The sequence below is a fragment of the Microlunatus spumicola genome (assembly GCF_039536445.1).
Classification (GTDB): domain Bacteria; phylum Actinomycetota; class Actinomycetes; order Propionibacteriales; family Propionibacteriaceae; genus Microlunatus; species Microlunatus spumicola.
This window is the reverse complement of record NZ_BAAAYR010000004.1, coordinates 911,326-936,548: the sequence shown is the minus strand read 5'-3', so window position 1 is coordinate 936,548 and position 25,223 is coordinate 911,326. Positions and strand designations below refer to the sequence as shown.

The window sequence follows — 25,223 nt, the reverse complement described above, 5'->3', positions numbered from 1 at the left end:
AGCCGCGGGGGCGGCTGGTACCCGGTCGAGAACGGTCCGTCGGTCGGTTCGACGCCCACCCCACGCGGGTGGCGCGCCGACCCGGCCGACGGGCCGTACGCGCGCGTCTGGGGCCCGTACGCCTGACGGAGGTGCCGGCTCAGCCGGCCCAGCGGGCGAGCGTCGTCTCGAGGAAGCGGTCGAACAGCTCGAGCAGGTCGACCCGGGGGTCGAGGAGCCACTGCAGCTCCATGCCGTCCATCGCGGCCACGAAGAGCCGCGCCTCCTGCTCGACCTCGGTCTGCGTCAGGGGCGCGACCTCGCCGTCCGCGACGGCCTGGCGCAGGTGCCGCTCGTGCTCCGCGACGACCGTCGCGTAGCGGTGCTGGACGAAGGCGCGGGCCGGGTGGCCGGGGTTCGTCGCCTCCGCGGTCAGCGTCAGGAACAGCTCCACCAGGCCGCGGCGGGTGGAGTTGTAGACCATCGCCCCGCGCATGCTGCGGAGCCACGCGAGCCCCCGCAGCCCGTCGGCGCCGGCGGGCCGGCTCTCGCGCGCCCACTCCTCGAGCACCGCGGCGAGGAGGCCCTCCTTGGTCCCGAAGTACTGCACGAGCGAGGCCGAGGAGACCCCCACCCGCTCGCCGATGCTGCGCAGCGAACCGCCGTTGTAGCCACGCTCGGCGAACACCTGGGCGGCCGCCCGGACGATCTCCTGGCGGCGCTGCACGCCCTTGCGGTAGGGACCGCGCTCCGCCCGGGGCGCGCGGACCGCCTCCGCCGACCCGTCCGCGGTCACCCCTGCCGTCACGTCCGCGCTCGCGTCCGGTGTCACGTCCACCGTCCTCACCTCCACCCCGGGTTGCACCAAAACTTAGCAGTTGGTTACGATTCGAACGAAGCGGCCGCCGGTACGCGGCGACCCGTCAGAGCAGACGAGAGAGAAGGCGATCGAGTGTCGGCAGGCAGCGGACCGGTCGGTGTCGGGTTCATCGGCACCGGGATGATCAGCAGCACGTACCTGGAGAACCTCACCAAGTTCCCGGACGTGCGCGTGGTCATCCTCGGTGACCTGAACGAGGCGGCGGCGAAGGCCCAGGCCGAGCGCTTCGGCGTACCGGAGTCGGGCACCCCCGAGGACGTGCTCGCCCACCCCGACGTCGAGCTGGTGGTGAACCTGACCATCCCGGCCGTGCACGCCCAGGTGTCCGGGCAGGCCATCGCCGCCGGCAAGCACGTGTGGTCGGAGAAGCCGATCAGCACCGACCGCGAGAGCGGCCGCGAGCTCCTGGCTGCCGCCGCGGCCGCCGGCCTGCTGGTGGGCATCGCCCCCGACACGGTGCTCGGCCCGGGCGTGCAGAGCGCCCGCCGCGCGATCGCCAACGGCGACATCGGCCAGCCGCTGTCGGCGCAGACCGTCATGCAGTACATCGGGCCGGACACCTTCCACCCGAACCCCGAGTTCCTGTTCGCCCGCGGCGCCGGGCCGGTGTTCGACATGGGCCCCTACTACGTGACCACCCTGGTCCACGTCTTCGGCTCCGTGCAGAGCGTGGCCGCGTTCGGCTCCCAGAGCCGGGCGCAGCGCGACGTCCTCGTGGGCGACCGCCGCGGCACGACCTTCGACGTCGAGGTCCCGACCCACGTGTCGGCGATCGCGCGCTACGTCGACGGCGGCCTCAGCCAGAGCGTCTTCAGCTTCGACTCCCCGCTCAAGCGGCAGGGCGTCGTCGAGGTCATCGGCAGCGAGGGCACCCTCGTCATCCCCGACCCCAACCGGTTCACCGGCGAGGTCAAGATCGCCCGCGGCGTCAAGATCACCGACGGCGGCGACGCCGAGGCCGTCCAGGCCGCCCTGCGCGCCCCGCAGACGTGGGAGGACGTGCCCGTCACCGGCGTGTACGCCGAGCGCGGCCTCGGCGTGCTCGACCTGGCCCGCGCCGCTCGTACGGGCGGCCGTCCGCTCGCCTCGGGCGACCTCGGCTACCACGTCCTCGACACCCTCGTCGCGATCGACGAGTCGGTGCACGAGGGCCGCGTGGTCGACGTCGAGAGCCGCGTCGAGCGCATCCCGGCCGTCGCCGAGGGCTTCGACCCCTTCGAGCGGACGCTCTGACCCCGCTCGACCCGCAGCACCGCCCACCCCACGCCACCAGCGAAGGAGCACCCGCATGACCACGCCCCAGATCTCGGTCCAGCTGTACTCGATCCACGACGAGCTCGACGCCGACCTCGACGGCTCGCTCGGCAAGCTCGCCGAGACCGGCCTCACCACCGTCGAGGCCTTCGACTTCGTCCGTCGCGCCGACGCGCTCAAGGCGTCGTTCGACCGCTACGGCCTCAGCTCGCCGACGGCCCACGCCGTCCTCATCGAGAAGGAGGCCAACACGCCCGACGGTCTCCTGACGCGTCCGCCGGCCGAAGAGGTCTTCGCCGCGGCCCAGACGCTCGGCGTCCAGGTCGTCATCGACCCGTACGTGCCGGCCGAGCACTGGCAGACGATGGAGGACGTCCAGCGCAACGCGGACCGCCTCAACGAGGCCGCCGCCAAGGGCGCCGAGCTCGGCCTCAAGGTCGGCTACCACAACCACGACCACGAGCTGTCCGGCACGATCGACGGCACGCCCGTCCTCGAGCTGTTCGCGGGCCTGCTCGACCCGTCCGTGCTGCTGGAGGTCGACCTCTACTGGGCGACCGCCGGCGGGGCCGACCCGGTGGAGCTGCTCCGTCGCCTCGGCGACCGCGTCATCGCCGTGCACGTGAAGGACGGCCCCATCAAGCCGGGCATCACCTCGCGGCAGATGCCGAAGGACCAGGCGCCCGCCGGCCAGGGCGACGTCCCGCTGGCCGCTGCGCTGAAGGCCGCGCCGAGCGCGCAGTACGCCGTGATCGAGTTCGACCACTACGAGGGCGACACCTTCAAGGGCATCGCGGAGAGCTACGCCTGGCTGCGCCAGAACCTCGGCAGCTGATCCTGAGCTCGTCGGTCAGCACGCGCTGACCGCACCGGACCGCTGCTCTGCACGGCAGACCTGCCGTGCAGGGCAGCGGTCTTTCACGTCGACGTGGAAGTCCTGGGCCCGCTGGGACGGGCCCGGAGCGGGGAGCGGGTTCAGCCCACGTGCACGTGGGGGCGACGGGTGCGGTCGCGCTCGGCGCGGCGGAGGACCTCGCGGGTGACCGGGGCGGCCTCGCCGACGCCGAAGAGGAAGAACCGCAGCAGGTTGAGGGCCGGGTTGCCCTCGGTCCACTCGAAGTAGACGTGCGGCAGGCGGCGCGTGCGGTCGCGGGTCTCGAGCAGCAGGGCGGCGATGGCGTTGGGGACGGTCGAGCCGCGCAGCGTCAGCACCCGGTAGCGCCCGTGGCGGACCTCGCCCACGACGTCGAGCCGGCTGGCGAAGTCGGACGGGTCGGTGATCGTGATCTCGACGAAGATCACGTCGCCGGCGTCGGGGATGTCGTTGTCCTTCGTCACCTGGCGCAGCTTGTCGCTGTACTCGGCCCGGTCGCCGCGGTCCGGTTCGTTGGCGACGAAGCGGATGGTCCGCGTCGCGCAGTCCCGGACGAAGGTGTCGGCCAGGTGGTCGAAGGTCACCTCGCTGACCCGCAGCTCGAACGCCCGGCCGAACCGGGAGACGAACGACACCAGCAGGATCGCCGCGATGAAGACGGCGGCGATCTTGACGCCGTCCGGCCGCTCCACGACGTTCGCGCCGGTCGTGTAGAGGAAGACGACGGCGATCGCGCCGAAGGCGATCGTGAGCCCGCGCTGGCGGGCCCGGCGTGCCGCGAGCGTCACCGCGACGGCGGCGGAGGAGATCAGCACGAGCACGCCCGTCGCGTACGCCCCGCCCTGCGCGTCCACGTCGGCCTTGAACAGGGCGGTGATCACGAACGCGCCGCCGATCAGGATCAGCACCAGCGGCCGGACGGCCCGGGCCCAGGCGGGCGCCATCCCGTAGCGCGGCAGGTAGCGCGGGATGAGGTTCAGGAGGCCGGCCATGGCCGACGCTCCCGCGAACCACAGGATCGCGACCGTCGAGACGTCGTAGACGCTGCCGAACGTGCTGCCGAGGTAGGAGTGCGCGAGGTAGGCGAGCGCGCGCCCGTTGGCCGGGCCGCCGGGCTGGAAGTCCGCGGCCGGGATCAGCAGCGTGGTGACGAGGCTGCTGCTGATCAGGAAGACGCTCATGATCACCGCGGCGGTGCCGAGGAGCCGGTGGGCCCCGCGGATGCGGCCGGTCGGACGCTCCGGGGTGTCACCGGGCGCGCTGTCGATCTGCGGCATGATCGCGACGCCGGTCTCGAAGCCGGACAGCCCGAGCGCCAGCTTGGGGAACACCAGCAGCGCGACCGCGACGACCATCAGCGGGTCGCCGTGCTGCGTGAACAGCGCGGTGCGCCAGTCCACCCAGACGTGCGGTGCGGCCAGGACGTGGAACGCGGCGACGCCGATCACGACGACGTTGAGCACGAGGTACGTGGCGACCAGGGCGACGGCGATGCCGATCGCCTCGGTGAACCCGCGCAGGAAGACCACGCCGAGCAGGCCGAGCAGGACCAGCGTGACCACGACCTGGTGGCCGCCCAGGTACGGCTCGAGGTGCGGGTTCTCGGTGAGGTGGGCCGTCGCGTCGGCGGCCGACAGCGTCATGGTGATCAGGAAGTCGGTGGCCGCGAAGCCCAGCAGCACCAGGACGAGGAGCTTGCCCTTCCAGAAGGTCAGCAGCCGCTCGAGCATGGCGATCGAGCCCTCGCCGTTCGGGCTCTCCTTCGCCACCCGCCGGTAGACGGGCAGCGCGCCCAGCAGGGTGAGGGCCACGAGGACGACGGTCGCGATCGGGCTGACCGCGCCCGCCGCGAGGGCGGCGATGCCCGGCTGGTAGCCCAGGGTCGAGAAGTAGTCGACGCCGGTGAGGCACATGACCTTCCACCAGGAGTGGGTCTTCTCCGCGGGCGGCGGCGCGGCGTGCGGGCCCGGGTGGCGTGCGGGGTGCTGCTCGGTGCCCTTCATGAGCCAGGTGCGCAGGCCGGACGGGCGCACGTCGGGCGCGAGGGTGGTGACCACGAGATCCAGTGAAGCCACGCCCGGGCCCGGGCGTGAGCGACTTCTACGGGATCTCTACGCGACCGTCGCGCACGTCACGCGGGCGAGCGCCCAGCGCCGTCAGGGCTGGAAGCGGTAGCCCATCCCGGCCTCGGTGATCAGGTGCCGCGGCCGGCTCGGGTCCGGCTCCAGCTTGCGGCGCAGGGTCTTCATGTACTGGCGCAGGTAGTGCGTCTGCTCCACGTACGTCGGTCCCCAGACCTCCTGCAGGAGCTGCCGCTGGCCGACCAGCCGGCCGGGGTGCCGGACGAGCGCCTGCAGCAGCTGCCACTCGGTCGGGGTCAGGTGCAGCCGGCCGTCCTCCCCGTCGGCCTCCCCGCTCGCGTCACCGGGCCCCGCGCCGTCGACCCGGCGGGCGGTGCGGTCCTCGGCGTCGACGAGCCAGTCGCCGATCCGGACCGGCTCGGGGTGCTCCGGCTCGCCCGTCCGGCGGGTCACGGCGCGGACGCGGGCGAAGAGCTCGTCGACGTTGAAGGGCTTGGTCACGTAGTCGTCGGCCCCCGCGTCGAGGGCCTCGACCTTGGCCTGGCTGTTCAGGCGGCCGGACAGGATGAGGATCGGCACCGAGGTCCAGGTGCGCAGCGACCGGACGACCTCGACGCCGTCCATGTCGGGCAGCCCGAGGTCGAGCACGACGAGGTCGGGCTGGGTGTCCGTCGCGGCCTGCAGGGCGCTGCGGCCGCTGCCGGCCGTGACCACCTCGTAGTCGCGCGCCTGCAGGTTGATGCGCAGCGTCCGCAGGATCTGCGGCTCGTCGTCGACCACCAGGACCCGGGTCATGCCGCCCCTCCCCGGACGCCGGCGGGGACGGGCGGCGGGCTGCCGGCGTCACCCGCGGGCCGGCGTACGGCCGGCAGCGAGATCGTCATCGTGAGCCCGCCGCCGGGGGTGTCCTCGGGCGTGAGCGTGCCGGCCATGGCCTCGACGAGGCCGCGCGAGAGGGCCAGCCCGAGGCCCACGCCGGTGCTGTTGTCGTGGTCCCCGAGCCGCTGGAAGGGCAGGAAGATCTGGTCGCGGTCGTCCTCGGGCACGCCGGGCCCGGTGTCGGTCACCCGGACCTCCACGCGGTCGCCGTGCGCGCTGGCCGTGATGCACGGGACGCTGCCCGGCGGGCTGAACCGCAGGGCGTTCTGCACGAGGTTGGCCACGGCCCGCTCGAGCAGCGCCGGGTCCGCCCGGACCTCGGGCAGGTCGTCGGCGGTGCGGATCGAGACGGGCGCGCCGGCCGGGCCGAGGCTGGCCACGGCGCCGGCGATCACGTCGGCCACGTCGATGTCGGCCACCACGAGCGCCAGCGCACCGGCCTGCAGCCGGCTCATGTCGAGCAGGTTCTCGACGAGCGCGGCGAGCCGGTCGAGCGAGCCCTCCGCGGTCTCGAGCAGCTCGTCGGAGTCCTCGGCGCCGAGGTGGAGGTCGGGGGAGCGGAGGGTGCCGACGGCCGCCTTGGCCGACGCGAGCGGCGTCCGCAGGTCGTGGCTGACCGCGCTCAGCAGGGCGGTGCGGACGCGGTCCACCTCGGCCAGCGAACCCGCGGTGGCGGCGGTCCGCTCCAGGCGCTCGTGCTGCACCGCGGCCGCGGCCTGGGCGGCGAAGGCCTCGAGGACCCGGCGGTCGTCGGCCTCGAGGGGGTGGCCGACGAGCACCAGGCTGTAGCGCTGGTCGACGTGGACCTCGGCGTCGCCCTGGCTCGGGGTGCGGACGGTCGGCTCGCCGACCGCGGCCACGACCTGCCACGCGTCGTCGCTGCGCTCCACGTCGGGGCCCTGCCCGGCCTCGTCGCGCCGTTCCAGCAGGGTGACGCCCGCGAGGGCGAAGGTCTCGCGGACCTGCTGGAGCAGGGCGTCGAGGGGGCGCGACCCGCGCAACACGCTGCCGGAGAGGGTGAAGAGCGTGGCCGCCTCGGCCCGGGCGCTGAGCGCCTCCCGCGTACGCCGCGCCGACGCGTCGACCACCGTGCTCAGCGAGAGCGCGACGACGAGGAAGGCGACGAGGGCGACGAGGTTCTCGCGCTCGGCGATGGTGAAGAGCCGCAGCGGTGGGGTGAAGAAGTAGTTGAGCAGCAGGAAGCCGCCGACCGCCGCGACCAGGGCCGGGAGCATGCCGCCGACGAGCGCCACCGCCACGACGAGCAGCAGGTAGAGCACGAGGTCGGTGGCGAGCGACGCGTCCCCCGCGAACTGCTGCAGCAGGGCGGTGAACACCGGCAGGCCGACGACGGCGAGGGCCAGCCCGGCCAGCCGGCGGCCCCGGCTCAGCGCGCTCGACCGGCTCCCGCGCAGCCAGTGGCGCAGGGCCCGGTTGCTCCGCGCGGTCCGCTCGTGGGTCACCAGGTGCACGTCGAGCGTGCCCGACTCGGCCGTCGTCGTCACGCCCACGCCCGGTGCGAGCAGCTGGGCCACCCGGCCGCGACGGCTCGCCCCGAGGACGAGCTGGGTGGCGTTGACGGCGCGGGCGAAGGTCAGCAGGGCGTCGGGGACGTCGCTGCCGACGACCTGGTGGTAGGTGCCGCCGAGGTCCTCGACCAGCTCGCGCTGCCGGGCCAGGTGGGCGGGGCTGCCCGCACTGAGCCCGTCGCTGCGGGCCACGTGCACCGCGAGGAGCTCGGCCGCGGTCGCCCGCGACGCGACCCGGGCCGCACGGCGGATGAGCGTGTCGCCCTCGGGGCCGCCGGTGAGGGCCACGACGACGCGCTCCCGGGTCTCCCAGGGCGAGCCGATGCCGTGCTCGGCCCGGTAGCGCTCGAGCTGCTCGTCGACCTTGCCCGCGACCCAGAGCAGGGCGAGCTCGCGCAGGGCCGAGAGGTTGCCGACCCGGAAGTAGTTGCCCAGGGCCGCGTCGACGCGGTCGGCCGGGTAGACGTTGCCGTGCGCGAGCCGGCGCCGCAGCGCCTCGGGCGCCATGTCGATCAGCTCGATGGTCGGCCTGGCGCACCACGGCGTCGGGGACCGTCTCGCGCTGGCGGACGCCGGTGATGTCGCCGACGACGTCGTTCAGCGACTCGAGGTGCTGGACGTTGAGCGTCGTGACGACGGTGATCCCGGCGTCGAGGAGCGTCTCGACGTCCTCCCAGCGCTTCTCGTGCGGCATCCCGGGCGCGTTGGTGTGGGCGAGCTCGTCGACGAGCACGACCTGCGGGTGCCGGGCCAGCACGCCCGCTACGTCGAGCTCCTCGAGCGTGGAGCCGCGGTAGGCGACGGTCGCGCGCGGCACGACCTCCAGGCCCTCGAGCAGGTCGGCGGTGTGCTGCCGGCCGTGCGTCTCGACGACCCCGACGACCACGTCGGTCCCGCGGGTCAGCCGGCGGTGGCCCTCCTCGAGCATCTTGTAGGTCTTGCCGACCCCCGGTGCGGCGCCGAGGTAGACCCGCAGCTCACCTCTGCCCACGCCCCGATCATCCCCCCTGCGTCGCACCGGTCGTGCCCTTCACCCGCGGACGGGGTGCAGGTCGTCGAGCTCGAGGTTCAGCGGGACGACGTCCACCCGCGGCTCGCCCAGGAAGCCGAGCGTCCGGCCCGACGTGTGCCGCGCGACCAGGGCGGTGACGTCGGCCGGCGCCAGGCCGCGGGCAGCGGCGACGCGGGCGACCTGGATCGCGGCGTACGCGGGGCTGATCTGCGGGTCGAGGCCGGAGCCGCTGGCCGTGACCGCGTCGGCCGGGACCGCCGGCACGGCCGGTGCGTCGCCCCGCACGGGCGTGGTCACGGCGCCGGTGAGGTCCTCGCCCGGGGTGGCGCAGTCGACGCGCACGCCCTCGTACGTCGCGAGGAAGGGCACCGCGGGGCACGCCTGGTTGACGCTGACGACGCGGGTGACCGGGCCGACGAACCCCTCGGCGTGGAAGACCGCGAGCACCGCACCGACCCCGTCGCTGGTGCAGAACGGGCGCCGGCCGTCGACGCCGTCGGCCTGCCCGACGGCCAGGCTGCGGGAGCAGACCTGGGTCAGCAGGCTCGGCCGGTCCGCCGTGTCGACGACGTCCTCCGGGCCGAGGTTCGACGCGCTGGTCGCGGTCGGGTCGTAGCCGTCCCCGGCCGCCGAGGGCCGGGTCTGGAAGTACGGCGCGAGCGCCTTGCCGTCGGCGTCGGTGAAGGACTGGCCGACGAGGCGGCTGCCGACCGGGGCGGTGCTGGTCGACGGGGCGGAGCCGGAGCGGGTGAGCAGCGACCCGTCGGCCCGGCTCTGCAGCCCGGGGAGCTGGGCGACCGCGAGGACGGCGAGGGGGTAGGCGAGACCGAGCAGGACGGTCAGGACCAGCAGCGCCCGGAGGGCGGCGAGGTGGGTGGACAACCAGGACGGACGACGCATCAGGACAACCCGGGGACGAGAGTGAGGAGCAGGTCGATGATCTTGATCCCGACGAACGGGGCGACGATGCCGCCGAGGCCGTAGACCAGGAGGTTGCGGCGGAGCAGGACGCTCGCGCCGCCGGGGACGTACCGCACGCCGCGCAGGGCGAGGGGCACGAGGGCGACGATGATCAACGCGTTGAAGATCACCGCGGAGAGGATCGCCGTGGTGGGGCTGTGCAGCCGCATCACGTTGAGGGTGTCGAGGCCGGGGTAGACGACCGCGAAGATCGCCGGGATGATCGCGAAGTACTTGGCGATGTCGTTGGCGATCGAGAAGGTCGTCAGCGCGCCGCGGGTGATCAACAGCTGCTTGCCGATCTCCACGATCTCGATCAGCTTGGTCGGGTCGGAGTCGAGGTCGACCATGTTGCCGGCCTCCTTCGCCGCCGACGTGCCGGTGTTCATGGCCACGCCGACGTCGGCCTGGGCCAGGGCGGGCGCGTCGTTGGTGCCGTCGCCGGTCATCGCGACGAGCCGGCCGCCGGACTGCTCGGCCTTGATCAGCGCCATCTTGTCCTCGGGCGTGGCCTCGGCGAGGAAGTCGTCGACCCCCGCCTCGTCGGCGATCGCCTCGGCGGTCATCGGGTTGTCGCCCGTGATCATCACCGTCCGGATGCCCATCCGGCGCATCTCGTCGAAGCGCTCGCGCATCCCGGGCTTGACGACGTCCTTGAGGTGGATGACGCCGAGGGCGCGGGCGGGTTCGTCGCCGCGGCGCTCGGCAACCACGAGCGGGGTGCCCCCGGCCGCGCTGATGCCGTCGACGACCTCGCCGACGCGCGCGTCGGGCCCGCCGCCGTTCTGGCGCACCCAGGCGAGCACGGCCGCCGTGGCGCCCTTGCGGACCTGCAGCGGTACGCCGGTGCCGTCGGGGTCCGCCAGGTCGACGCCCGACATCCGGGTCTGCGCGGTGAACGGGACCCACGTCGCGCCCTCCAGCTCGCCGGCGGGGCGGGCGCGGAGGCCGTAGCCGTTCTTGGCCAGGACGACCACGGAACGTCCCTCGGGCGTCTCGTCGGCCAGGCTCGACAGCTGGGCCGCCTCGGCGAGGACCTGCGCGTCGACCCCGGTCGCGGTGACCAGGTCGACGGCCTGCCGGTTGCCCAGGGTGATCGTCCCGGTCTTGTCGAGCAGCAGCGTGCTCACGTCACCCGCCGCCTCGACGGCCCGGCCGGACATGGCCAGGACGTTGCGCTGCACGAGCCGGTCCATGCCCGCGATCCCGATGGCCGACAGCAGCGCGCCGATGGTCGTGGGGATGAGGCAGACGAGCAGCGAGACCAGCACGATCCCGGTGACGCCGCTGGACCCCAGGACCAGCGAGCCCGTGCCCACGCCCTGCACGCCGGCCGAGTAGACGGCCAGCGGCTGCAGCGTGGCGACGGCGAGCAGGAAGACGATCGTCAGGGCCGAGAGAAGGATGTTCAGGGCGATCTCGTTGGGGGTCTTCTGCCGGTTCGCGCCCTCGACCAGCGCGATCATCCGGTCGAGGAAGCTCGCGCCCGGCTCCTGCGTGATCCGCACGACGATCCGGTCCGACAGCACCCGGGTGCCGCCGGTGACCGCGGAACGGTCCCCGCCCGACTCCCGGATCACGGGGGCGGACTCACCGGTGATGGCCGACTCGTCCACGGACGCGATGCCCTCGACGACGTCCCCGTCGCCCGGCACGACCTGCCCCGCCTCGACGAGCACCAGGTCGCCCCGGCGGAGCTCGGCGGCGGCCACGGACTGCTCGTCGACGGCCGTCGCCCCCGGCGTCCAGCCGGTGAGGCGACGCGCGGTGGTGTCCTCGCGGGTCCGCCGCAGCGCCTGGGCCTGCGCCTTGCCGCGGCCCTCGGCGACGGCCTCGGCCAGGTTGGCGAAGACCACGGTCAGCCAGAGCCAGACGACGATCGACCACGCGAAGACGCTGGGGTCGGCGACGGCGAGGACGGTGGTGAGGACGGAACCGACCTCGACCACGAACATCACGGGGTTGCGCCAGAGCGTGCGCGGGTCGAGCTTGCGCAGCGCGTCCGGCAGGGACGTGAGCAGCAGCTTCGGGTCGAGCAGGCCGCCGCCGATCCGGCGGGGCTCCTGCGGGTCGGGCGTACGGGTCGTGGGTCGGTCTTCTCGGGTCGCGGTGGTCACCGCGGTCACCTCGGTTCGGGAGTGGTGGCGGAGCGTGGGGCTGGTCATCGGAGGGCCTCCGCGAGCGGCCCGAGGGCGAGGGCGGGAAGGTACGTCAGGCCGACGAGCACGACGGTGACGACGGCGAGCATCCCGACGAAGAGGCCGCGGTGCGTCGGCAGCGTGCCGGCGCTCTCCGGGGCCCGGCCCTGGGCGGCCAGCGAGCCGGCGAGACCCAGGACGAGCACGAGCGGGACGAAGCGGCCGAGCAGCATCGCGAGCCCGAGCGTGGTGTTGAACCAGGTCGTGTTCGCGCTCAGCCCGGCGAAGGCGGAGCCGTTGTTGTTGGCCGCGGAGGTGTAGGCGTACAGGACCTCGGAGAGGCCGTGCGGCCCCGCGTTGAGCATCGAGTCCCGGGCGGAGGACGAGGCCATGGCCGCCGCGGTCCCGGCGAGCACGAGCGTCGGCGTCACCAGGAAGTACAGGGAGGCGAGCTTCATCTCGCGCCCGCCGATCTTCTTGCCGACGTACTCGGGCGTGCGGCCCACCATGAGCCCGGCCACGAAGACCGTGATGATCGCGAGGACCAGGAGCCCGTAGAGGCCCGAGCCGACGCCGCCGGGGGCGACCTCGCCGAGCATCATGTTGAGCATCACGACGCCACCGCCCGCGGCCGGGAAGGAGTCGTGGAAGGAGTTGACCGCGCCGGTCGAGGTGAGCGTGGTGACCGCCGCGAAGGTCGCCGACTGGGCGACCCCGAAGCGGGTCTCGGTGCCCTCGAGGGCGGCGCCGACGGCCGACGGGACCGTGCCCGACGGGTGCACCAGGAACGCGTTGGTCAGCCCGACGCTGATCACGGCGAGCAGGCCCATGGTCAGGGCGACGGCGCGACCCTGCCGGACGTCGCCGACCATCAGGCCGAAGACCCGCGGCAGGCTGAACGGGATGACCAGGATCAGCAGCACCTCGAACCAGTTGCTCAGCGAGGTGGGGTTCTCGTACGGGTGCGCGCTGTTGGCGTTGTAGAAGCCGCCGCCGTTCGTGCCGAGCTCCTTGATCGCCTCCTGGCTGGCCACCGGTCCGCCGGTCAGGTGCTGCGTGCCGCCCGCGAGGGTGGTGACGTCGACGCCGCCGGACAGGTTCTGCACGGCCCCGCAGGCGACCAGCACGAGCGCGGCCACGAAGGCCAGCGGCAGCAGGACCCGCAGCGTGATCCGGACGAGGTCGACCCAGAAGTTGCCGAGGGTGGCGCTGCTCGCCCGGGCGAGCCCGCGGACCAGCGCGAAGGCGGCGGCGATGCCGACCGCGGCGGAGACGAAGTTCTGCACCGCCAGCCCGGCCATCTGCACGAGGTGGCCCAGCGTCGACTCGCCGGAGTAGGACTGCCAGTTCGTGTTGGTGACGAAGCTGACCGCCGTGTTCCAGGCCTGCGACGGCTCGACGCCCGGGAGGCCGAGGTTCAGCAGGAGGTGGCCCTGCAGGCGTAGGAAGCCGTAGAGGAAGAGCACCGACACCGCCGAGAAGGCCAGCACGCTGCGGGCGTACGTCGCCCACGACTGCTCGGCGCGGGCGTCGACCCCCACGAGGCGGTAGACCACCCGCTCGGCGGCGAGGTCGCGCTCCGACGTCGCCGCCGCGTGCAGGAGGTTCCCGACCGGCCGGTGCACGAGCACCAGGACGAGGACCAGGGACGCGACGAAGAGGACGCCGGCCGCGGTCTCGCTCAGGAGAGGTGCGCCGCCCATCAGAACCGCTCCGGGAACAGCAGCGCGCACACCAGGAACACCGCGAGGGCCACGGCGACGACGAGGCCGGCCCCGTTCTCGAGGCTCACAGCCGCTGCCCCCCTCGGACCACCAGCGCCAGGGCGGCGAACACGACCACCGTCACCAGCACGAACACCACGTCAGACATCGGACCTCTGCTCTCTCACGTGCTTCAGCAGAGCACCGCGGGTCCGCGCGGCGGAGCGGTCTTCACGCGCTCTCTACGCGGTCCCCGCGATCTTCACGCGGTCTTCACGCGCGAGGCCCCGGAGCCGCGATCGGCCACGGGGACGGCGGGGCGCGCCTACGCTGGGCGGCCGGACGAAAGGTGGTGGGCCGTGCGGACCATGCGGCTGCTGGGCGCGGTGGGCGTCGTGCTGCTCGCGGCGGGGTGCTCCTCTCCACAGGCGGCGCCGACCCCCGATCCGGCACCCTCGACGACCGTGACGACCCCGGCCCCGAGCGCGTCGGCCGGACCCTGCCCGGACGGGTCCTACGTCCTGACGACGTTCGCGGGCCGCGGCGAGGCCTCGGCCGCGGGCAAGGGGTCGGGCGGGAACATCGCCGCCGACTTCACCGACGGACGGTTCACGATCAGCTCCGACGGGTCGGAGCCGGCCACGCTCGACCTCGGCCCGGTGAACGCGCAGCTGCGGTTCGACGGGGAGATCACCGGCACGTACGAGGGCGACCCGGCGGCCCTGACGCTGAAGACCACCGGCGCGCACGGCGACGTGGCGATCAAGGGCTTCGGCGTGAGCCGGAGCTACTCCGCCGGCGGCCTGGCCAACCAGCTGATCGGCCAGTCGGCCACCGCCCAGGTCACCTGCGACGACGCCGCCGGCACGGCCGTCGTCACCCTCCCGAACGCCAGCCTCACCCTCACCCGCTGAGGCACCGACGCCCGCTGCGACTGTCGAAGGGCAGAGGAACGCCCCCTGAGCCTCTCGAAGGGCCTCGAAGAGGTCGGCGTTTGTGCGCGAAGACGAGCCGACCCGTTCGAGGCCCTGACGAGCGCAGGGGGCGTTGCGGCCGACGCCCGCTGCGACTGTCGAAGGTCAGAGGAACGCCCCTTGAGCCTGTCGAAGGGCCTCGAAGAGGTCGGCGTCTCGGCGGGGAGATGAGCCGACCCGTTCCGGGCCCTTCGACGAGCTCAGGGGGCGTTGCGGCACCAACGCCCCCTGAGCCTGTCGAAGGGCCTCGAAGAGGTCGGCATCTCTAGGGGAGACGAGCCGACCCGTTCCGGGCCCTTCGACGGGCTCGGAGGGCGTTCGCGCCTACGGGATCAGCGTGACCTTGATGGATTCCTTGCCGCTGGCGACGAGGTCGAGGCCGCGTTGGAAGTCGGTGAGCGGGAGCTGGTGGCTGCAGATGTCGTCCATGGGCAGCGCGCCGGACTCGATGAGGCGGATGGCGGCGGGCCAGCAGTGGGGGCCGAGGTGGGCGCCGAGGACGTCGAGCTCTTTGTCGTCGCTGATGATCGACCAGTCGACGCTGACGTCGCTGCCGAAGACGCTGTACTCGACGTAGCGGCCGAGCTTGCGGAGCAGGTTGAGGCCTTGTCCGACGGCGGAGGGGTGGCCGGTGGACTCGATGTAGACGTCGGCGCCCCACCCGTCGGTGAGCTCCTTGACGCGGGCGACCGGGTCTTCGCGGGCGATGTTGATGGTGATGTCGGCGCCGGTGCGGGCGGCGAGGGCGAGCTTGGTGTCGTCGAGGTCGAGGGCGATGACGAGGCGCGGGCTCTTGGCCTTGGACCCGGCGATCATGCCGAGGCCGATGGGGCCGCAGCCGGCGACGACGACGACGTCGTCGAAGGTGAGGCGGGCGCGTTCGACGCCGTGCAGGGCGCAGGAGAGCGGTTCGGCGAAGGCGGCGTGGGCGGGGGGGATGTCGCCGCTGACCTTGTGGACGAGGCTGTCGGTGGTGAAGACCATGTAGGTGGCCATGGCGCCGGGGGTGGCGCGCTTGAAGCCGTACATGTCGTGGCGGGCGCACATGTGGTAGGCGCCGTCGAGGCAGTAGCGACACGTCCAGTCGGGGACGATCTGCTCGGCGACGACGCGGTCGCCGACCGCGATGTCCCAGTGCGCGGCGGCTTCGTCGTCGAGCTCGATGACGCGGCCGGTGAACTCGTGGCCGGGGATGACCTCGGTCTCGGCCCAGGCGGGGCGGTTCTCATCGCCCCAGAACTTGGCGGCGCCGTGGTAGCACTTCAGGTCGCTGGCGCAGATCCCGACGGCTTCGACCTTGACCAGGACCTCTCCGGGTCCGCGGGTGGGGACGGGGACCTGTTCGAGGCGGTAGTCCTCGGGGCCGTGGTTCACCACGGCCTGCATCGTCGCGGGGACTGCGGTGCCGGGGTCGACGGCCATGTCGTGCCTTCTCTCGGGTCGGGAGTGCGTACGCGGCCCTCACGGTAGCGAGCCGGGTGCGACCCGTCCTCCGGCACGTCCGGCCGCACAGGTCAGGACCTGCGCGGCCGGCACGTGCCCGGGCTCACTCGGCGAGGATGCCGTAGAGCTCGCGGCGGAGCTGGTCGACCTTCTCCTTGGCCCGCGCCTGCTGCTCGGCGCTCGCGCCGCGGAACTGCTGAAGGCTGCCCATCAGCTTGCGGGCGGCGTCGCGCAGCTCCGGGCCGGAGCCGCCCTCACGGGCGTTGTCGAGCGCGGCGTCGATCGACTTGCGGTTCTCGGTGACGTGGGCCGTGCCCTCCTCGGTCAGGGAGTACGCGCCGCGGGGGCCGTCCTCCTTGGCCACGAGGCCCTCGTCGACGAGCTGGGCGAGCGTGGGGTAGACCGAGCCGGGGCTCGGCTTCCACGCGCCGTCGGTCTTCTCGGCGATGGCCTTGATCAGGCCGTAGCCGTTGGACGGGCCCTCGGCCAGCAGGCCGAGGATGGCGCTGCGGACGTCGCCGCGGCGGGCGCGGCCGCCGCCGGGACCGAAGTCGCGGCCGGGACCGAAGCCCCGTCGGCCGCCGCCCTCGAAGCCGCGGCCGGGACCGAAGTCGCGCCCGCGGCCGGGGCCGCCCTCACGACCCGGGCCGAAGCCCGGACCGAAGCCGGGACCGCCGGGGCCGAAGCCCGGGCCGTCGAACCCGCCGGCCATGGCGGCCATGCGCCGGAAGGCCTTCGCGGGGATGAAGCCGTGCTCGTGTGCGTTGAAGTGGCTACGCAAGATGTCTCCTCGAGATCTGGCGCCGTCCCTCTGACGGCGTCACCGATATATCGCCGATAGTCTAGAAGATATTCCGGGCGACCTCAAGAGACCTGCGCCACCTCGCTCGCGCAGGTGCGGGGCGGCGTCAGACGGGCCAGCCCTCGGGCCCCTGGGTGCCCGCGGGGTAGGTCTGCAGCGGCGTCTCGTCCTTGGCCCACGCGTCCAGGACGGCGTCGACGATGCGCCAGCACTCGACCGCCGTGTCGCCCCGCACGGCCAGCAGCGGGTCGCCGTCGAGCACCCCGGCCAGGACCTCGCCGTACGCCGGGAGGCGGCCCGGGTGGAGCTGCGTGTCGAGGCTGACCCGGTCGATGCCCATCGGGTCGTCCTCGCCGTTGACGTTCAGGTCCAGCGCGATGGCGTCCGGCCCCATGACCAGGCGCAGCCGGTCGGGCTCGCACGCCCCGGTCAGCCCCGTGGGCAGGTGCGGGACGGGCTTGAAGGTCACCACGACCTCCTTGCGGGCGACGCCGACGGCCTTGCCGGAGCGCAGCCGGAACGGCACGCCGGCCCAGCGCCAGCTGTCGACCTCCAGCACGACCTCCGCGAGCGTCTCCGTGCCGCGGGACGCGTCCACCCCCGGCTCGGCGGCGTAGTCGGGGACCTGGCGCCCGTCCACGTCGCCCGCCGCGTAGCGCGCCCGGCGGGAGGCCGACGCCGGGTCACCGCCCCAGACCCGGGCGGCCCGGAGGATCTCGGCCTTGGCCTCGCGCAGGTCGAACGCAGACACCTCGCCCACCGGGTTCATGGCGACCAGCGCCATCACCTGCAGCAGGTGGCTCTGGATCATGTCGACGAGCGCGCCGGCCTTGTCGTAGTAGCGCGCGCGGCCCTCGAGCGTCAGCTGCTCGTCGAAGACGATGTCGACCGACTCGACGTGCTGGTTGTTCCACACGGGCTCGAAGATCCGGTTCGCGAAGCGCACGCCGAGCAGGTTCAGCACGGTCGCCCGGCCGAGGAAGTGGTCGACGCGGAAGGTGCGCTCCTCGGGCACCAGCGTGGCGAGCCGGGCGTTCAGCGCCTTGGCGCTGGCGACGTCGGTGCCGAACGGCTTCTCGAGCACGAGCACGGTGCCGTCGGGCAGCGCGACGTCGGCCAGCGCGTCGCAGGCCTTGGCCGTGACGGCCGGGGGGAGCGCGAAGTAGAGCGCGGGGGCGGGCTTCGCGGCCTTGACCAGCCGCTCCAGGTCGGCGGCCGAGGTGACGTCCGCCTGCTGGTAGGAGGTCGTCGCGAGCAGGGCGTCGATCGTCTCCGCCGACACCTCCGCGGCCGTCAGCGAGTCCTTCAGGTGGTCGGTCCAGGTCTGGGCGTCCCAGTCCTCCGCGCCCGCGCCGAGGAGCTCGATGCCCCGGCGCTGCGGCTCCGCGTCGAGGAGCTTGCCGAGGGCCGGCATCAGCAGCCGGTTGGCGAGGTCGCCGCTCGCGCCGAGGAGGACGAGGGTGGCGATGTGCGGGTCGGGCACCTCGGCCCCCTGCACCGTGAGGTCGGGGGCGGGTGTGGCCGAGGAGATGCTCATGGGCGTCACGCTACGACGGGTCCGTCTCAGCGTCGGCGGAGCGTGGCCTGCCCGATCGCGGTGACGCAGCCGCCCGCCAGGGCGGTCGCCGTCCCGCCGATGAGCGCGGCGACGAGCAGGGCGCCGTTGTACGTCCCCAGCACCATCAGCATCCCGCCGGCGAGCATCAGGCTGAGGACGAGGAGCGAGGCCAGGAACGGGACCGCCGCCCGTGCTCCGCCGCGCTCGACGACCACCTCACCGGCCTCCGTCGGCCGGGGTGCGGGCGGGACCGCGCGGCGCGGCTGCAGGTCCCGGAACAGCACCCGGAGGTCGGACTGCGTGCGCGCGGCCATCGCCCGCCCGAGCCGGTCCTCGAGCTCGGCCGGGTCGAGGCGCCCGGCCGCGAAGTGCTCGGCGAGGGCGTCGCACGCGGCCGCCCGCTCGACGTCGCCGACGCGGAAGGCCGGCTCGGGCCCGACCGCGACGAGCGGGCGGACGGGGCGGGAGGGGAGGTGCGCCGGGCCGCGGTCGGGGTCCGGGGCGGTCGTCAGGAAGGGGTCCACGTGCGGCAGCCTCGTCGTCCGGCGCCCCGTCGGGAAGGGCCGCGGCGGGCCCCGCGACGGTGGTAGGAGGAGGTCGAGACCGGGGTCGTACGGACGCGTCCGCGCGTGACTGCGTCGGTCCTCCCCGGGGTGGTTCAGGCGGGCCGGAGGGTGACGCTGACGGGGCCGCGGCGGTAGCGCACCGTCGTGAAGGGCCAGTCCGCGAGGAGCCAGTCGCCGACGATCTGGGTGAGCGGACCATCGAGCTCGGCGCGGGCGGCCGACACCCAGGAGAGGACCTGGACGCTGAGCGGGTCGCGGGCCGGCTTGAGGTAGACGCAGCCCACCACCTCGTCGGCGAGCTCGTCGACGACGGTGTACGCGAGGTCGACGCCGTGGGCCGAGCGTTCCGCGTGGCTCACGAGGTCGGCGAGGTTCTCCGCCAGCGTCATCCCGGTCGCGGGCGGCCACTGGCCGTTGAACCCCTCCGCGATGCCGGGCGTGGCCCGGATGTGCTCGATGCTCGAGGTCCAGGCCGCGTGGTCGGCCTCGTTGTGCCGCGGCCCGAGCAGCTCCAGCCGCAGGCCGCGGGCCCGGTGGACGGCGGGGACCGGGAAGCCCGACGGGACGATCGCCATGCGGGGAGCCTAGGTCGGCCCGTCGCTGCGGCGCGTCCCGCGACGGTGCCGCGGGCTCAGACCGGGTAGACCGTGACGGCGGTGGCCTTCACGGCCAGGAAGACCTCGCGACCGGGGTAGAGGTCGAGCTCGCCGACGGACGCGGGCGTGACGCTGGCGATGACCGTCGCCCCCGTCGTGGTCGTCGTCGTGACGCGCACCTCGTCGCCCGACGGCGAGAGCTCGTCGACGCGGGCGGGCAGGACGGTGCGCGGGCTGCCGTGCGGCGGTTCGGCGAACACCGACACCGCGTTGGGCGCGAACACGGCCGCGCCCGGGGCACCGACGGCGACGCCGCCGGTGCCGGCGCCCACGTGCAGCCCGGCGGGCGTACGGACGCCGTCGCGGTCCGCCGTGCCGAGCACGAGGTTCAGCCCGGCGAGGTGGGCGGTGAAGGACGTCCGCGGGTGCCGCAGGACGTCGGCGGTCGGGCCGGTCTCGACGAGGCGGCCGGCCTCGAGGACCGCCACGCGGTCGCTCAGCAGCAGGGTGTCCAGCAGGTCGTGGGTGACGAGGACGGTCGTCCGGCCCACGAGGACCGAGCGCAGCACCCGGCGGACGAGCGGCGCGACGGTCACGTCGAGGGCGGCCAGCGGCTCGTCGAGCAGCAGCAGCCGCGGGTCGGTGGCGAGCGCGCGGGCGACGGCGACGCGCTGCGCCTGCCCCCCGGAGAGCTGACCGGGCCGCCGGTCGGCGAGCTCCTCGGCCTCGACGGCGCGGAGGTGCTCCCGGGCCGTGGCCTCCGCCGTGCGCCGCGGCGTGCCGGACGCCCGGGGTCCGAAGGCGACGTTGGCCAGGACGTCGAGGTGGGGGAAGAGCAGCGGGTCCTGCGCGAGCAGGCCGACGCGGCGCCGGTGCGGCGCGGGCCAGCGCCCCGCCCGCAGGTCGAACAGGGGCTCGCCGTCGAGCTCGGCGTGGCCGGCGTCGGGGCGGACCGTCCCGGCGAGGACGCCGAGCAGCGTCGACTTGCCGGCCCCGTTCGGCCCGAGCACCGCCAGGCGCTCGTGGTCGCCCAGCTCGAGGGCGACGTCGAAGCCCCGCGCGTCCAGCCGCGCCGCGAACGTCAGGCCCACGTCACGCCCACGTCAGCGCCACCGCTGCCCGGACCGGCCGGCGGCGAGACCGACGACGGCGACCGCGACGGCGACCAGCAGCAGGGAGAGGGCGACGGCGGTGTTCGCGTCGGTCTCGCGCTGGAGGTAGATCTCCAGCGGCAGCGTCCGGGTGACCCCCTGCAGGCTGCCGGCGAAGGTGAGCGTCGCCCCGAACTCGCCGAGCGAGCGGGCGAAGGCCAGGACCGTGCCCGACAGGAGCCCGGGCAGCACGAGCGGCAGCGTCACCCGGAGCAGCACCAGGGTCGGCCCTCCGCCGAGCGTCGCCGCGACGACCTCGTAGCGCTGACCGACCGCGCGGAGGGTGCCCTCGAGGCTGACCACCAGGAACGGCAGCGCGACGAAGGCCTGGGCCAGCACGACGGCGAGGGTGGAGAAGGCGACCTGCAGGCCGAGCACCTCGAGCGGGCGCCCGAGCAGCCCGCGGCGACCGAACGTGTAGAGCAGCGCGATGCCGCCGACGACCGGCGGCAGCACGAGCGGGAGCAGCATGAGCGACCGCACTACCCGCTGCCCCGGGAACGACGTCCGGGCCAGGACCAGGGCCATCGGGACGCCGAGGACGAGGCAGAGCGCGGTCGAGGCCGCCGACGTCCGCACGCTGAGGGCGAGGGCGTCCAGCGACTCCTCGGTGGTGACCAGGGCGCCGAAGCGCGGCCAGTCGACCCTGGTCGCCAGGGCCACGAGGGGCAGCAGGACGAAGACGGCGCCCAGCCCGGCCGGGACGAAGACCCAGCCGGGCACGCCCGAGACGGACCGCGTCGTGACCCGCCGCGGCCCCCCACCCGCCCCGGTCACCCGGTCGGGCCGATCACGGCTTCGCGAACCCCGCGGCGCTCAGCACCTGCTCGCCCTCCGCCCCGGTCACGAGCCGGACGAACTGCCCGGCGAGGTCGGCGTCCCGGCTGCCCGCGAGCGCGGCGATCGGGTAGGTGTTGACCGCCTCCTCCGACTCGTCGAAGGGGATGCCCTTGACCTTGTCGCCCGCGGCCCGGACGTCGGTCACGTAGACCAGGCCGGCGTCGGCCTCGCCGGACTCCACCTTGCCGAGGACGTCGGTCACCGCGTTCTCCTCGCTCACCGGCGCGAGGGTGGTGGCGGTGGCCTTCTCGATCTTCGCCGCGGCGGCGCCGCACGGCACCTGCGGCGCGCAGACGACGAGCCTGACGCCGGGCTTCGAGAGGTCGGCGAACGACGTCACGCCGGCCGGGTTGTCGGGCGGGACCGCGATCTCGAGGGTGTTGGTCGCGAAGTCGACCGGCGACCCCGCGACCAGCTTGTCGCTGACGACCTTGGTCATGTTGGCGGCGTCCGCCGACGCGAACACGTCCGCGGGCGCCCCCTGCTGCAGCTGCGTCACCAGGTCGGACGACCCGGCGAAGCTGAAGGTCACGGTCGTGCCCGGGTGCTGGGCCTCGAAGGTCGTCCCGAGCGTCGTGAACGTGCCCTTCAGCGAGGCGGCCGCGAAGACGGTGAGGGTCTGGGGCGCGGCCGACGAGCCCGTGCCGGCGTCCGACGTCCCGGCCGAGGGGGCGCTCGACGCTCCGCCGCACCCGGCCAGCAGCGTCACGCAGGCGGCGGCCGCGACGAGGGTCGGGGCGGTGCGCTTCACGGGGTCTCCTGCTTGTGGTCGTGGGGGGTCTCGATGATCACGGTGGTGGCCTTCACCACGGCGACCGCGACCGAGCCGGGCTCGAGGCCCAGCTCGCGGACCGCCTCGCTGCTCATCAGCGACACCACGCGGAACGGGCCGCACTGCAGCTCGACCTGGGCCATGACCGTGTCGCTGATGATCTCCGTGACCAGCCCGACGAAGCGGTTGCGGGCCGACCGCTCCACCCGCGAGGGGTCGGCGACAGGGTTCGCGTGCTCGCGGGCGAAGAGCGCCAGCGCGCGTCCGTCGACGACCTTGCGGTTGCTCGCGTCGGTCTCCACCGGCAGCACGCCGGCCTCGATCCAGCGCCGTACGGTGTCGTCGCTCACGCTGAGGAACTGCGCGGCGTCGCGGATCCGGATCTTCGGCACGAGCAGGATCCTAACCCGGCACACGCGGCTGCACGCGTCCCAGGCTCCCGCACCTACGGAACCCCGTCGCGCCGGAAAGTGGTCGCTCTGGAGGTGTCCCGGGGTCAGGAACGGCCTCCGGGTGACCACTTACCGGGAAGGGGGGCTAGGCGGCCGCCTGCTCGAGGACCCCCTCGGCCCGTTCGGCGCTGCCCTCGGCCAGCCCGCGCTCGATCGCGGCACGCGAGACCAGCCAGAGGACGAGCCCGACGAGCAGCACCGCGCACTCGGTGACGGTGAGGGCCCAGATGATCCCCGCGAGGCCGAACCAGAGGTTGCCGAGCAGTACGACCGGCACGAACAGCACGCCCTGCGTCACCGACATCACGGTGGCCGCGAGCGCCCGCCCGGTGCCCTGGAACAGCGAGGTGATCAAGCCGGTGAAGCCGTTGGCGATCATGGCCACGAGCTGGGCGGTGATGATCGTGACGCCGATCCCGAGGACTGCACGGTCCGCCACGAAGGCCGAGAAGATCGCGTCACGGAGGAGGAACACCGTGACCGAGAAGACGGCGGCGATGCCGCCGACCGTGAGCGCGGAGGCCCGGAGGGTGGCGGCCAGGCGCTCGCGGTCGCCCTTGCCGTAGGAGTAGGCGAGCAACGGCAGCACGCCGAGCGTGACGCCCATGATCAGGAACTCGGGCACCTGGGCGATCCGGACCGCGACGCCCATGGCGGCGAGGGGGCCGTCGCCGTACGCGGCCGCGAGGTTGTTGAGCACGAGCGAGGTGACGATCAGGAAGCCGGACTGCAGCAGCTCGCCGACCCCGACGCCGAGGACGGGCCTCACGACGGCGGGGGAGAGCGTGAACCACCGGGGCGCGACGCTCAGGTGCTCGCTGCGGCGCTGCAGCCAGACCGCGAAGTAGACGACGACCCCGAGGTTGGCCAGGCCGACCGAGAGCGCCGCCCCGGCCACGCCCCAGCCCAGGACGAGGATGAACAGCACGTCCAGCACGAGGTTGGCCACGGTGGAGGCGACGAGCGCCACCATCACCTGACGGGCCGCGCCCTCCGCCCGGACGAGCTGCTCGAGGCAGAAGGCGGCGGCGAGGACGGGCACGAAGGCGAGCAGCACCCCGACGTACGCCCGGGTCGCCGGTGCGGCGGCCGCGTCCGCGCCGAGCAGCCCGACGAGCGGGTCCAGCAGGAGCAGCGCCGCTCCGCCGACCACGACGCCGGCGACGACGGAGCCCCAGACCGCGAACGAGGAGACGTGCCGGACCTGCTCCGCCGCGGCGGGGTCGCGTTCCGCGGCGCCCAGGAGCCGCGAGACGAGCGCGCCGCCGCCGACGCCGAAGACGCCGCCGACGGCCATGACCAGGCCGAGCACGGGGGAGCCCAGGGTCACGGCGGCCAGCAGCGCGGTGTCGTGCAGCGAGCCCACGAAGCCGGCGTTGACCACGTTGTAGAGGGCGCCGACGATCATGGCCGCGGCCAACGGCACGCACAGGTGCACGAGGGCACGGACGATCGGCGCCGTGGAGAGGAACCAGCGGTTGCTGCCGACGGTGACGGTGCTGGTCTCGGGGCTGGTGCTGGGAGTGGTGGGGACGTGCGTGGAGCTCATGGCTGCTCCTTCCGGGCAGGTCTGAGCGCACGCCGGACGGACGCCGGCGTGGCGGTGGGTGGTGTGGAGGCGTCAGGGCGTGCGAGGGCGCCGCGTGACGGTGACGTGGAGCGGTTCGGTGCGGTGTGGTGCGGTGCGGGTGGAGCGGGGTGGCGCTAGGAGCGCGAGGGCTGCGGGAGCTCCGCGGTGATCTTGGTGAGCAGCTGGTGCAGGGTGGCGCGCTCGGCCTCGTCGAGCGGGGCGAGGATCGTCTCGTCGGCGGCGGCCATCGCGGCCCCGAACCCGGCGATCAGCTCGGCGCCCGTCGGGGTGGCGAACACGCGTTTGCGGCGCTCGTCCCCGGGCTCGGTCCGGCGTTCGACCAGCCCCCGGCGCTCGAGCCCCTGCAGCAGGCTCGAGACGCTCGCGGCGCTGGTCCGGCTGACGGCCGCGAGGTCGCGCTGGATCGAGCCGGGGTTCTGGACCAGGTAGCCGAGCACGAACCCCTGCTCGTGGCTGAGCTCGCGGGCGCGGATCCAGTCCTCGCCCGCCTTGCGCTGGGCCCAGCCGATCCAGCGGACCAGCTCGAGGCTGGTGGTCAACGGGGGTGCCTGCTCGCTCATGGTGAGAACTCTAACTGTTAGAGATCTAACCGTCAAGGAACTGACGGTCAGGCCCTTGACCCGCGATCGGGGCCGGCGTTTTGCGCGACGGGCGCCGGGTAGGCACGGCTCAACCACCTCTACTTCCCCAGGAGGATCCCGTGTCCCAGAGCGACCGCACCTACGCGGCCCCCACCCGCACCACCGTCCAGAAGGCCGCCGCCGTCGTCGGGGTGGTGTTCCTGCTGGTCGGCGTGCTGGGGTTCATCCCCGGCATCACGACCAACTACGACACGTTGTCGTTCGCGTCGCACCACTCGGAGGCCAAGCTGCTCGGCCTGTTCCAGGTGTCCGTGCTGCACAACATCGTCCACCTGCTGTTCGGCATCGCCGGGCTCGCGCTGGCCCGGAGCGTCTCCGGGGCCCGCAACTACCTCGTCGTCGGCGGGATCATCTACCTGGTCCTCTTCGTCTACGGCCTGGTGGTGTCGCAGGAGTCGGCGGCCAACTTCGTGCCGGTCAACACCGCCGACGACGTCCTGCACCTGGTGCTCGGCCTCGGCATGATCGGCCTCGGCGTCGCCCTGACGCGTCGTCGTGCGGAGCGCGCCGCGACCGTCTGACGCTCGCAGGCGGGGTCGGCCGCCCGA

General features: G+C 73.7%; 21 protein-coding genes and 3 pseudogenes. 4 read left to right on the top strand and 20 right to left on the bottom strand.

The window, feature by feature from the left end; genetic code table 11:
- Positions 1–139: 139 nt before the first annotated feature.
- Positions 140–817: a TetR family transcriptional regulator gene (locus ABD665_RS17305; RefSeq protein ID WP_204910168.1), complete on the bottom strand. Its 678-nt coding sequence runs from the start codon at positions 815–817 to the stop codon at positions 140–142.
- Positions 818–931: 114 nt separating this feature from the next.
- Here ABD665_RS17305 and ABD665_RS17300 point away from each other — a divergent pair, with 114 nt between their 5' ends.
- Together ABD665_RS17300 and ABD665_RS17295 are read left to right on the top strand one after the other, a co-directional pair.
- Positions 932–2,092 (top strand): Gfo/Idh/MocA family protein, encoded by a 1,161-nt coding sequence (locus ABD665_RS17300; RefSeq protein WP_344742561.1) that lies wholly within the window; start codon positions 932–934, stop codon positions 2,090–2,092.
- Between the two features lie 55 nt (positions 2,093–2,147).
- Positions 2,148–2,948 (top strand): TIM barrel protein, encoded by an 801-nt coding sequence (locus ABD665_RS17295; protein WP_204910167.1) that lies wholly within the window; start codon positions 2,148–2,150, stop codon positions 2,946–2,948.
- 140 nt (positions 2,949–3,088) lie between these two features.
- Here the strand turns inward: ABD665_RS17295 and ABD665_RS17290 are convergent, their stop codons facing one another.
- The 8 genes and pseudogenes from ABD665_RS17290 to kdpF form a co-directional block, all read right to left on the bottom strand.
- The gene (locus ABD665_RS17290) at positions 3,089–5,044 is read right to left on the bottom strand and encodes an APC family permease (protein WP_344742560.1); all 1,956 of its coding nucleotides are present in this window, start codon (positions 5,042–5,044) and stop codon (positions 3,089–3,091) included.
- Between the two features lie 99 nt (positions 5,045–5,143).
- Positions 5,144–5,863 (bottom strand): response regulator, encoded by a 720-nt coding sequence (locus tag ABD665_RS17285; RefSeq protein ID WP_204910166.1) that lies wholly within the window; start codon positions 5,861–5,863, stop codon positions 5,144–5,146.
- Positions 5,860–8,404, bottom strand: a pseudogene (locus tag ABD665_RS17280) (ATP-binding protein). The gene ABD665_RS17285 and the pseudogene ABD665_RS17280 overlap by 4 nt, the downstream one beginning before the upstream one ends.
- 102 nt (positions 8,405–8,506) lie before the next feature.
- Positions 8,507–8,743 (bottom strand): annotated as a pseudogene (locus ABD665_RS17275) (potassium-transporting ATPase subunit C); the annotation flags it as partial.
- Positions 8,744–9,070: 327 nt separating this feature from the next.
- Positions 9,071–9,388 (bottom strand): annotated as a pseudogene (locus ABD665_RS17270) (potassium-transporting ATPase subunit C); the annotation flags it as partial.
- Entirely contained in the window at positions 9,388–11,565 is a 2,178-nt protein-coding gene (gene kdpB / locus ABD665_RS17265; RefSeq protein ID WP_425562175.1) for a potassium-transporting ATPase subunit KdpB, read from the bottom strand. The pseudogene ABD665_RS17270 and the gene kdpB, both read right to left, overlap by 1 nt.
- 44 nt (positions 11,566–11,609) lie before the next feature.
- Positions 11,610–13,289 carry a potassium-transporting ATPase subunit KdpA gene (gene kdpA / locus ABD665_RS17260; RefSeq protein ID WP_344742559.1) on the bottom strand — a complete coding sequence of 560 codons (1,680 nt, stop codon included), beginning with the start codon at positions 13,287–13,289 and terminating at the stop codon, positions 11,610–11,612.
- Positions 13,289–13,378 (bottom strand): K(+)-transporting ATPase subunit F, encoded by a 90-nt coding sequence (gene kdpF / locus ABD665_RS17255; RefSeq protein WP_204910163.1) that lies wholly within the window; start codon positions 13,376–13,378, stop codon positions 13,289–13,291. The genes kdpA and kdpF overlap by 1 nt, the downstream gene beginning before the upstream one ends.
- Before the next feature lie 270 nt (positions 13,379–13,648).
- On the opposite strand from kdpF, the gene ABD665_RS17250 reads away from it, so the two are divergent.
- Positions 13,649–14,203, top strand: a complete 555-nt coding sequence (locus ABD665_RS17250) for a hypothetical protein (RefSeq protein ID WP_204910162.1) — start codon at positions 13,649–13,651, stop codon at positions 14,201–14,203.
- 384 nt (positions 14,204–14,587) lie between these two features.
- Here ABD665_RS17250 and ABD665_RS17245 read toward each other — a convergent pair whose 3' ends face one another.
- The 11 genes from ABD665_RS17245 to ABD665_RS17195 all read right to left on the bottom strand — a co-directional run bounded on the left by ABD665_RS17245 (position 14,588) and on the right by ABD665_RS17195 (position 24,594).
- Positions 14,588–15,685: an alcohol dehydrogenase catalytic domain-containing protein gene (locus tag ABD665_RS17245; protein ID WP_344742558.1), complete on the bottom strand. Its 1,098-nt coding sequence runs from the start codon at positions 15,683–15,685 to the stop codon at positions 14,588–14,590.
- A gap of 124 nt (positions 15,686–15,809) precedes the next feature.
- Complete coding sequence (locus tag ABD665_RS17240) at positions 15,810–16,487, bottom strand: helix-turn-helix transcriptional regulator (RefSeq protein ID WP_204910161.1); 678 nt, start codon at positions 16,485–16,487, stop codon at positions 15,810–15,812.
- A gap of 127 nt (positions 16,488–16,614) precedes the next feature.
- The gene (locus tag ABD665_RS17235) at positions 16,615–18,045 is read right to left on the bottom strand and encodes a glucose-6-phosphate dehydrogenase (RefSeq protein WP_204910160.1); all 1,431 of its coding nucleotides are present in this window, start codon (positions 18,043–18,045) and stop codon (positions 16,615–16,617) included.
- Positions 18,046–18,071: 26 nt separating this feature from the next.
- Positions 18,072–18,590 (bottom strand): DUF1707 domain-containing protein, encoded by a 519-nt coding sequence (locus ABD665_RS17230; protein WP_204910159.1) that lies wholly within the window; start codon positions 18,588–18,590, stop codon positions 18,072–18,074.
- Positions 18,591–18,724: 134 nt separating this feature from the next.
- On the bottom strand, positions 18,725–19,207 hold the full coding sequence (locus ABD665_RS17225) for a hypothetical protein (RefSeq protein WP_204910158.1): 483 nt from the start codon (positions 19,205–19,207) through the stop codon (positions 18,725–18,727).
- 56 nt (positions 19,208–19,263) lie between these two features.
- The gene (locus ABD665_RS17220; RefSeq protein WP_204910157.1) at positions 19,264–20,319 is read right to left on the bottom strand and encodes an ATP-binding cassette domain-containing protein; all 1,056 of its coding nucleotides are present in this window, start codon (positions 20,317–20,319) and stop codon (positions 19,264–19,266) included.
- Between the two features lie 12 nt (positions 20,320–20,331).
- Positions 20,332–21,102 carry an ABC transporter permease gene (locus tag ABD665_RS17215; RefSeq protein ID WP_204910156.1) on the bottom strand — a complete coding sequence of 257 codons (771 nt, stop codon included), beginning with the start codon at positions 21,100–21,102 and terminating at the stop codon, positions 20,332–20,334.
- Positions 21,103–21,169: 67 nt separating this feature from the next.
- Positions 21,170–21,970, bottom strand: a complete 801-nt coding sequence (gene modA, locus ABD665_RS17210; protein ID WP_204910155.1) for a molybdate ABC transporter substrate-binding protein — start codon at positions 21,968–21,970, stop codon at positions 21,170–21,172.
- Positions 21,967–22,383, bottom strand: a complete 417-nt coding sequence (locus tag ABD665_RS17205) for a TOBE domain-containing protein (protein ID WP_204910154.1) — start codon at positions 22,381–22,383, stop codon at positions 21,967–21,969. The genes modA and ABD665_RS17205 overlap by 4 nt, the downstream gene beginning before the upstream one ends.
- Positions 22,384–22,528: 145 nt before the next feature.
- Positions 22,529–23,992, bottom strand: coding sequence for an MATE family efflux transporter (locus tag ABD665_RS17200; protein WP_204910153.1), 1,464 nt, complete (start codon positions 23,990–23,992; stop codon positions 22,529–22,531).
- A gap of 155 nt (positions 23,993–24,147) precedes the next feature.
- Positions 24,148–24,594, bottom strand: a complete 447-nt coding sequence (locus tag ABD665_RS17195; RefSeq protein ID WP_204910152.1) for a MarR family transcriptional regulator — start codon at positions 24,592–24,594, stop codon at positions 24,148–24,150.
- A 140-nt stretch (positions 24,595–24,734) separates the two neighbouring features.
- On the opposite strand from ABD665_RS17195, the gene ABD665_RS17190 reads away from it, so the two are divergent.
- Positions 24,735–25,196: a DUF4383 domain-containing protein gene (locus ABD665_RS17190; RefSeq protein WP_204910151.1), complete on the top strand. Its 462-nt coding sequence runs from the start codon at positions 24,735–24,737 to the stop codon at positions 25,194–25,196.
- Positions 25,197–25,223 lie beyond the last annotated feature (27 nt).

What these genes read in the sequence shown, in the direction of transcription:
- ABD665_RS17295 (WP_204910167.1), top strand. Translation starts at nt 2,148, where the DNA reads ATGACCACGCCCCAGATCTCGGTCCAGCTGTACTCGATCCACGACGAG.
- kdpA (WP_344742559.1), bottom strand. Translation starts at nt 13,289, where the DNA reads ATGGGCGGCGCACCTCTCCTGAGCGAGACCGCGGCCGGCGTCCTCTTC.
- ABD665_RS17195 (WP_204910152.1), bottom strand. Translation starts at nt 24,594, where the DNA reads ATGAGCGAGCAGGCACCCCCGTTGACCACCAGCCTCGAGCTGGTCCGC.
- ABD665_RS17235 (WP_204910160.1), bottom strand. Translation starts at nt 18,045, where the DNA reads ATGAGCATCTCCTCGGCCACACCCGCCCCCGACCTCACGGTGCAGGGG.
- ABD665_RS17200 (WP_204910153.1), bottom strand. Translation starts at nt 23,992, where the DNA reads ATGAGCTCCACGCACGTCCCCACCACTCCCAGCACCAGCCCCGAGACC.
- ABD665_RS17245 (WP_344742558.1), bottom strand. Translation starts at nt 15,685, where the DNA reads ATGGCCGTCGACCCCGGCACCGCAGTCCCCGCGACGATGCAGGCCGTG.
- ABD665_RS17285 (WP_204910166.1), bottom strand. Translation starts at nt 5,863, where the DNA reads ATGACCCGGGTCCTGGTGGTCGACGACGAGCCGCAGATCCTGCGGACG.
- ABD665_RS17225 (WP_204910158.1), bottom strand. Translation starts at nt 19,207, where the DNA reads ATGGCGATCGTCCCGTCGGGCTTCCCGGTCCCCGCCGTCCACCGGGCC.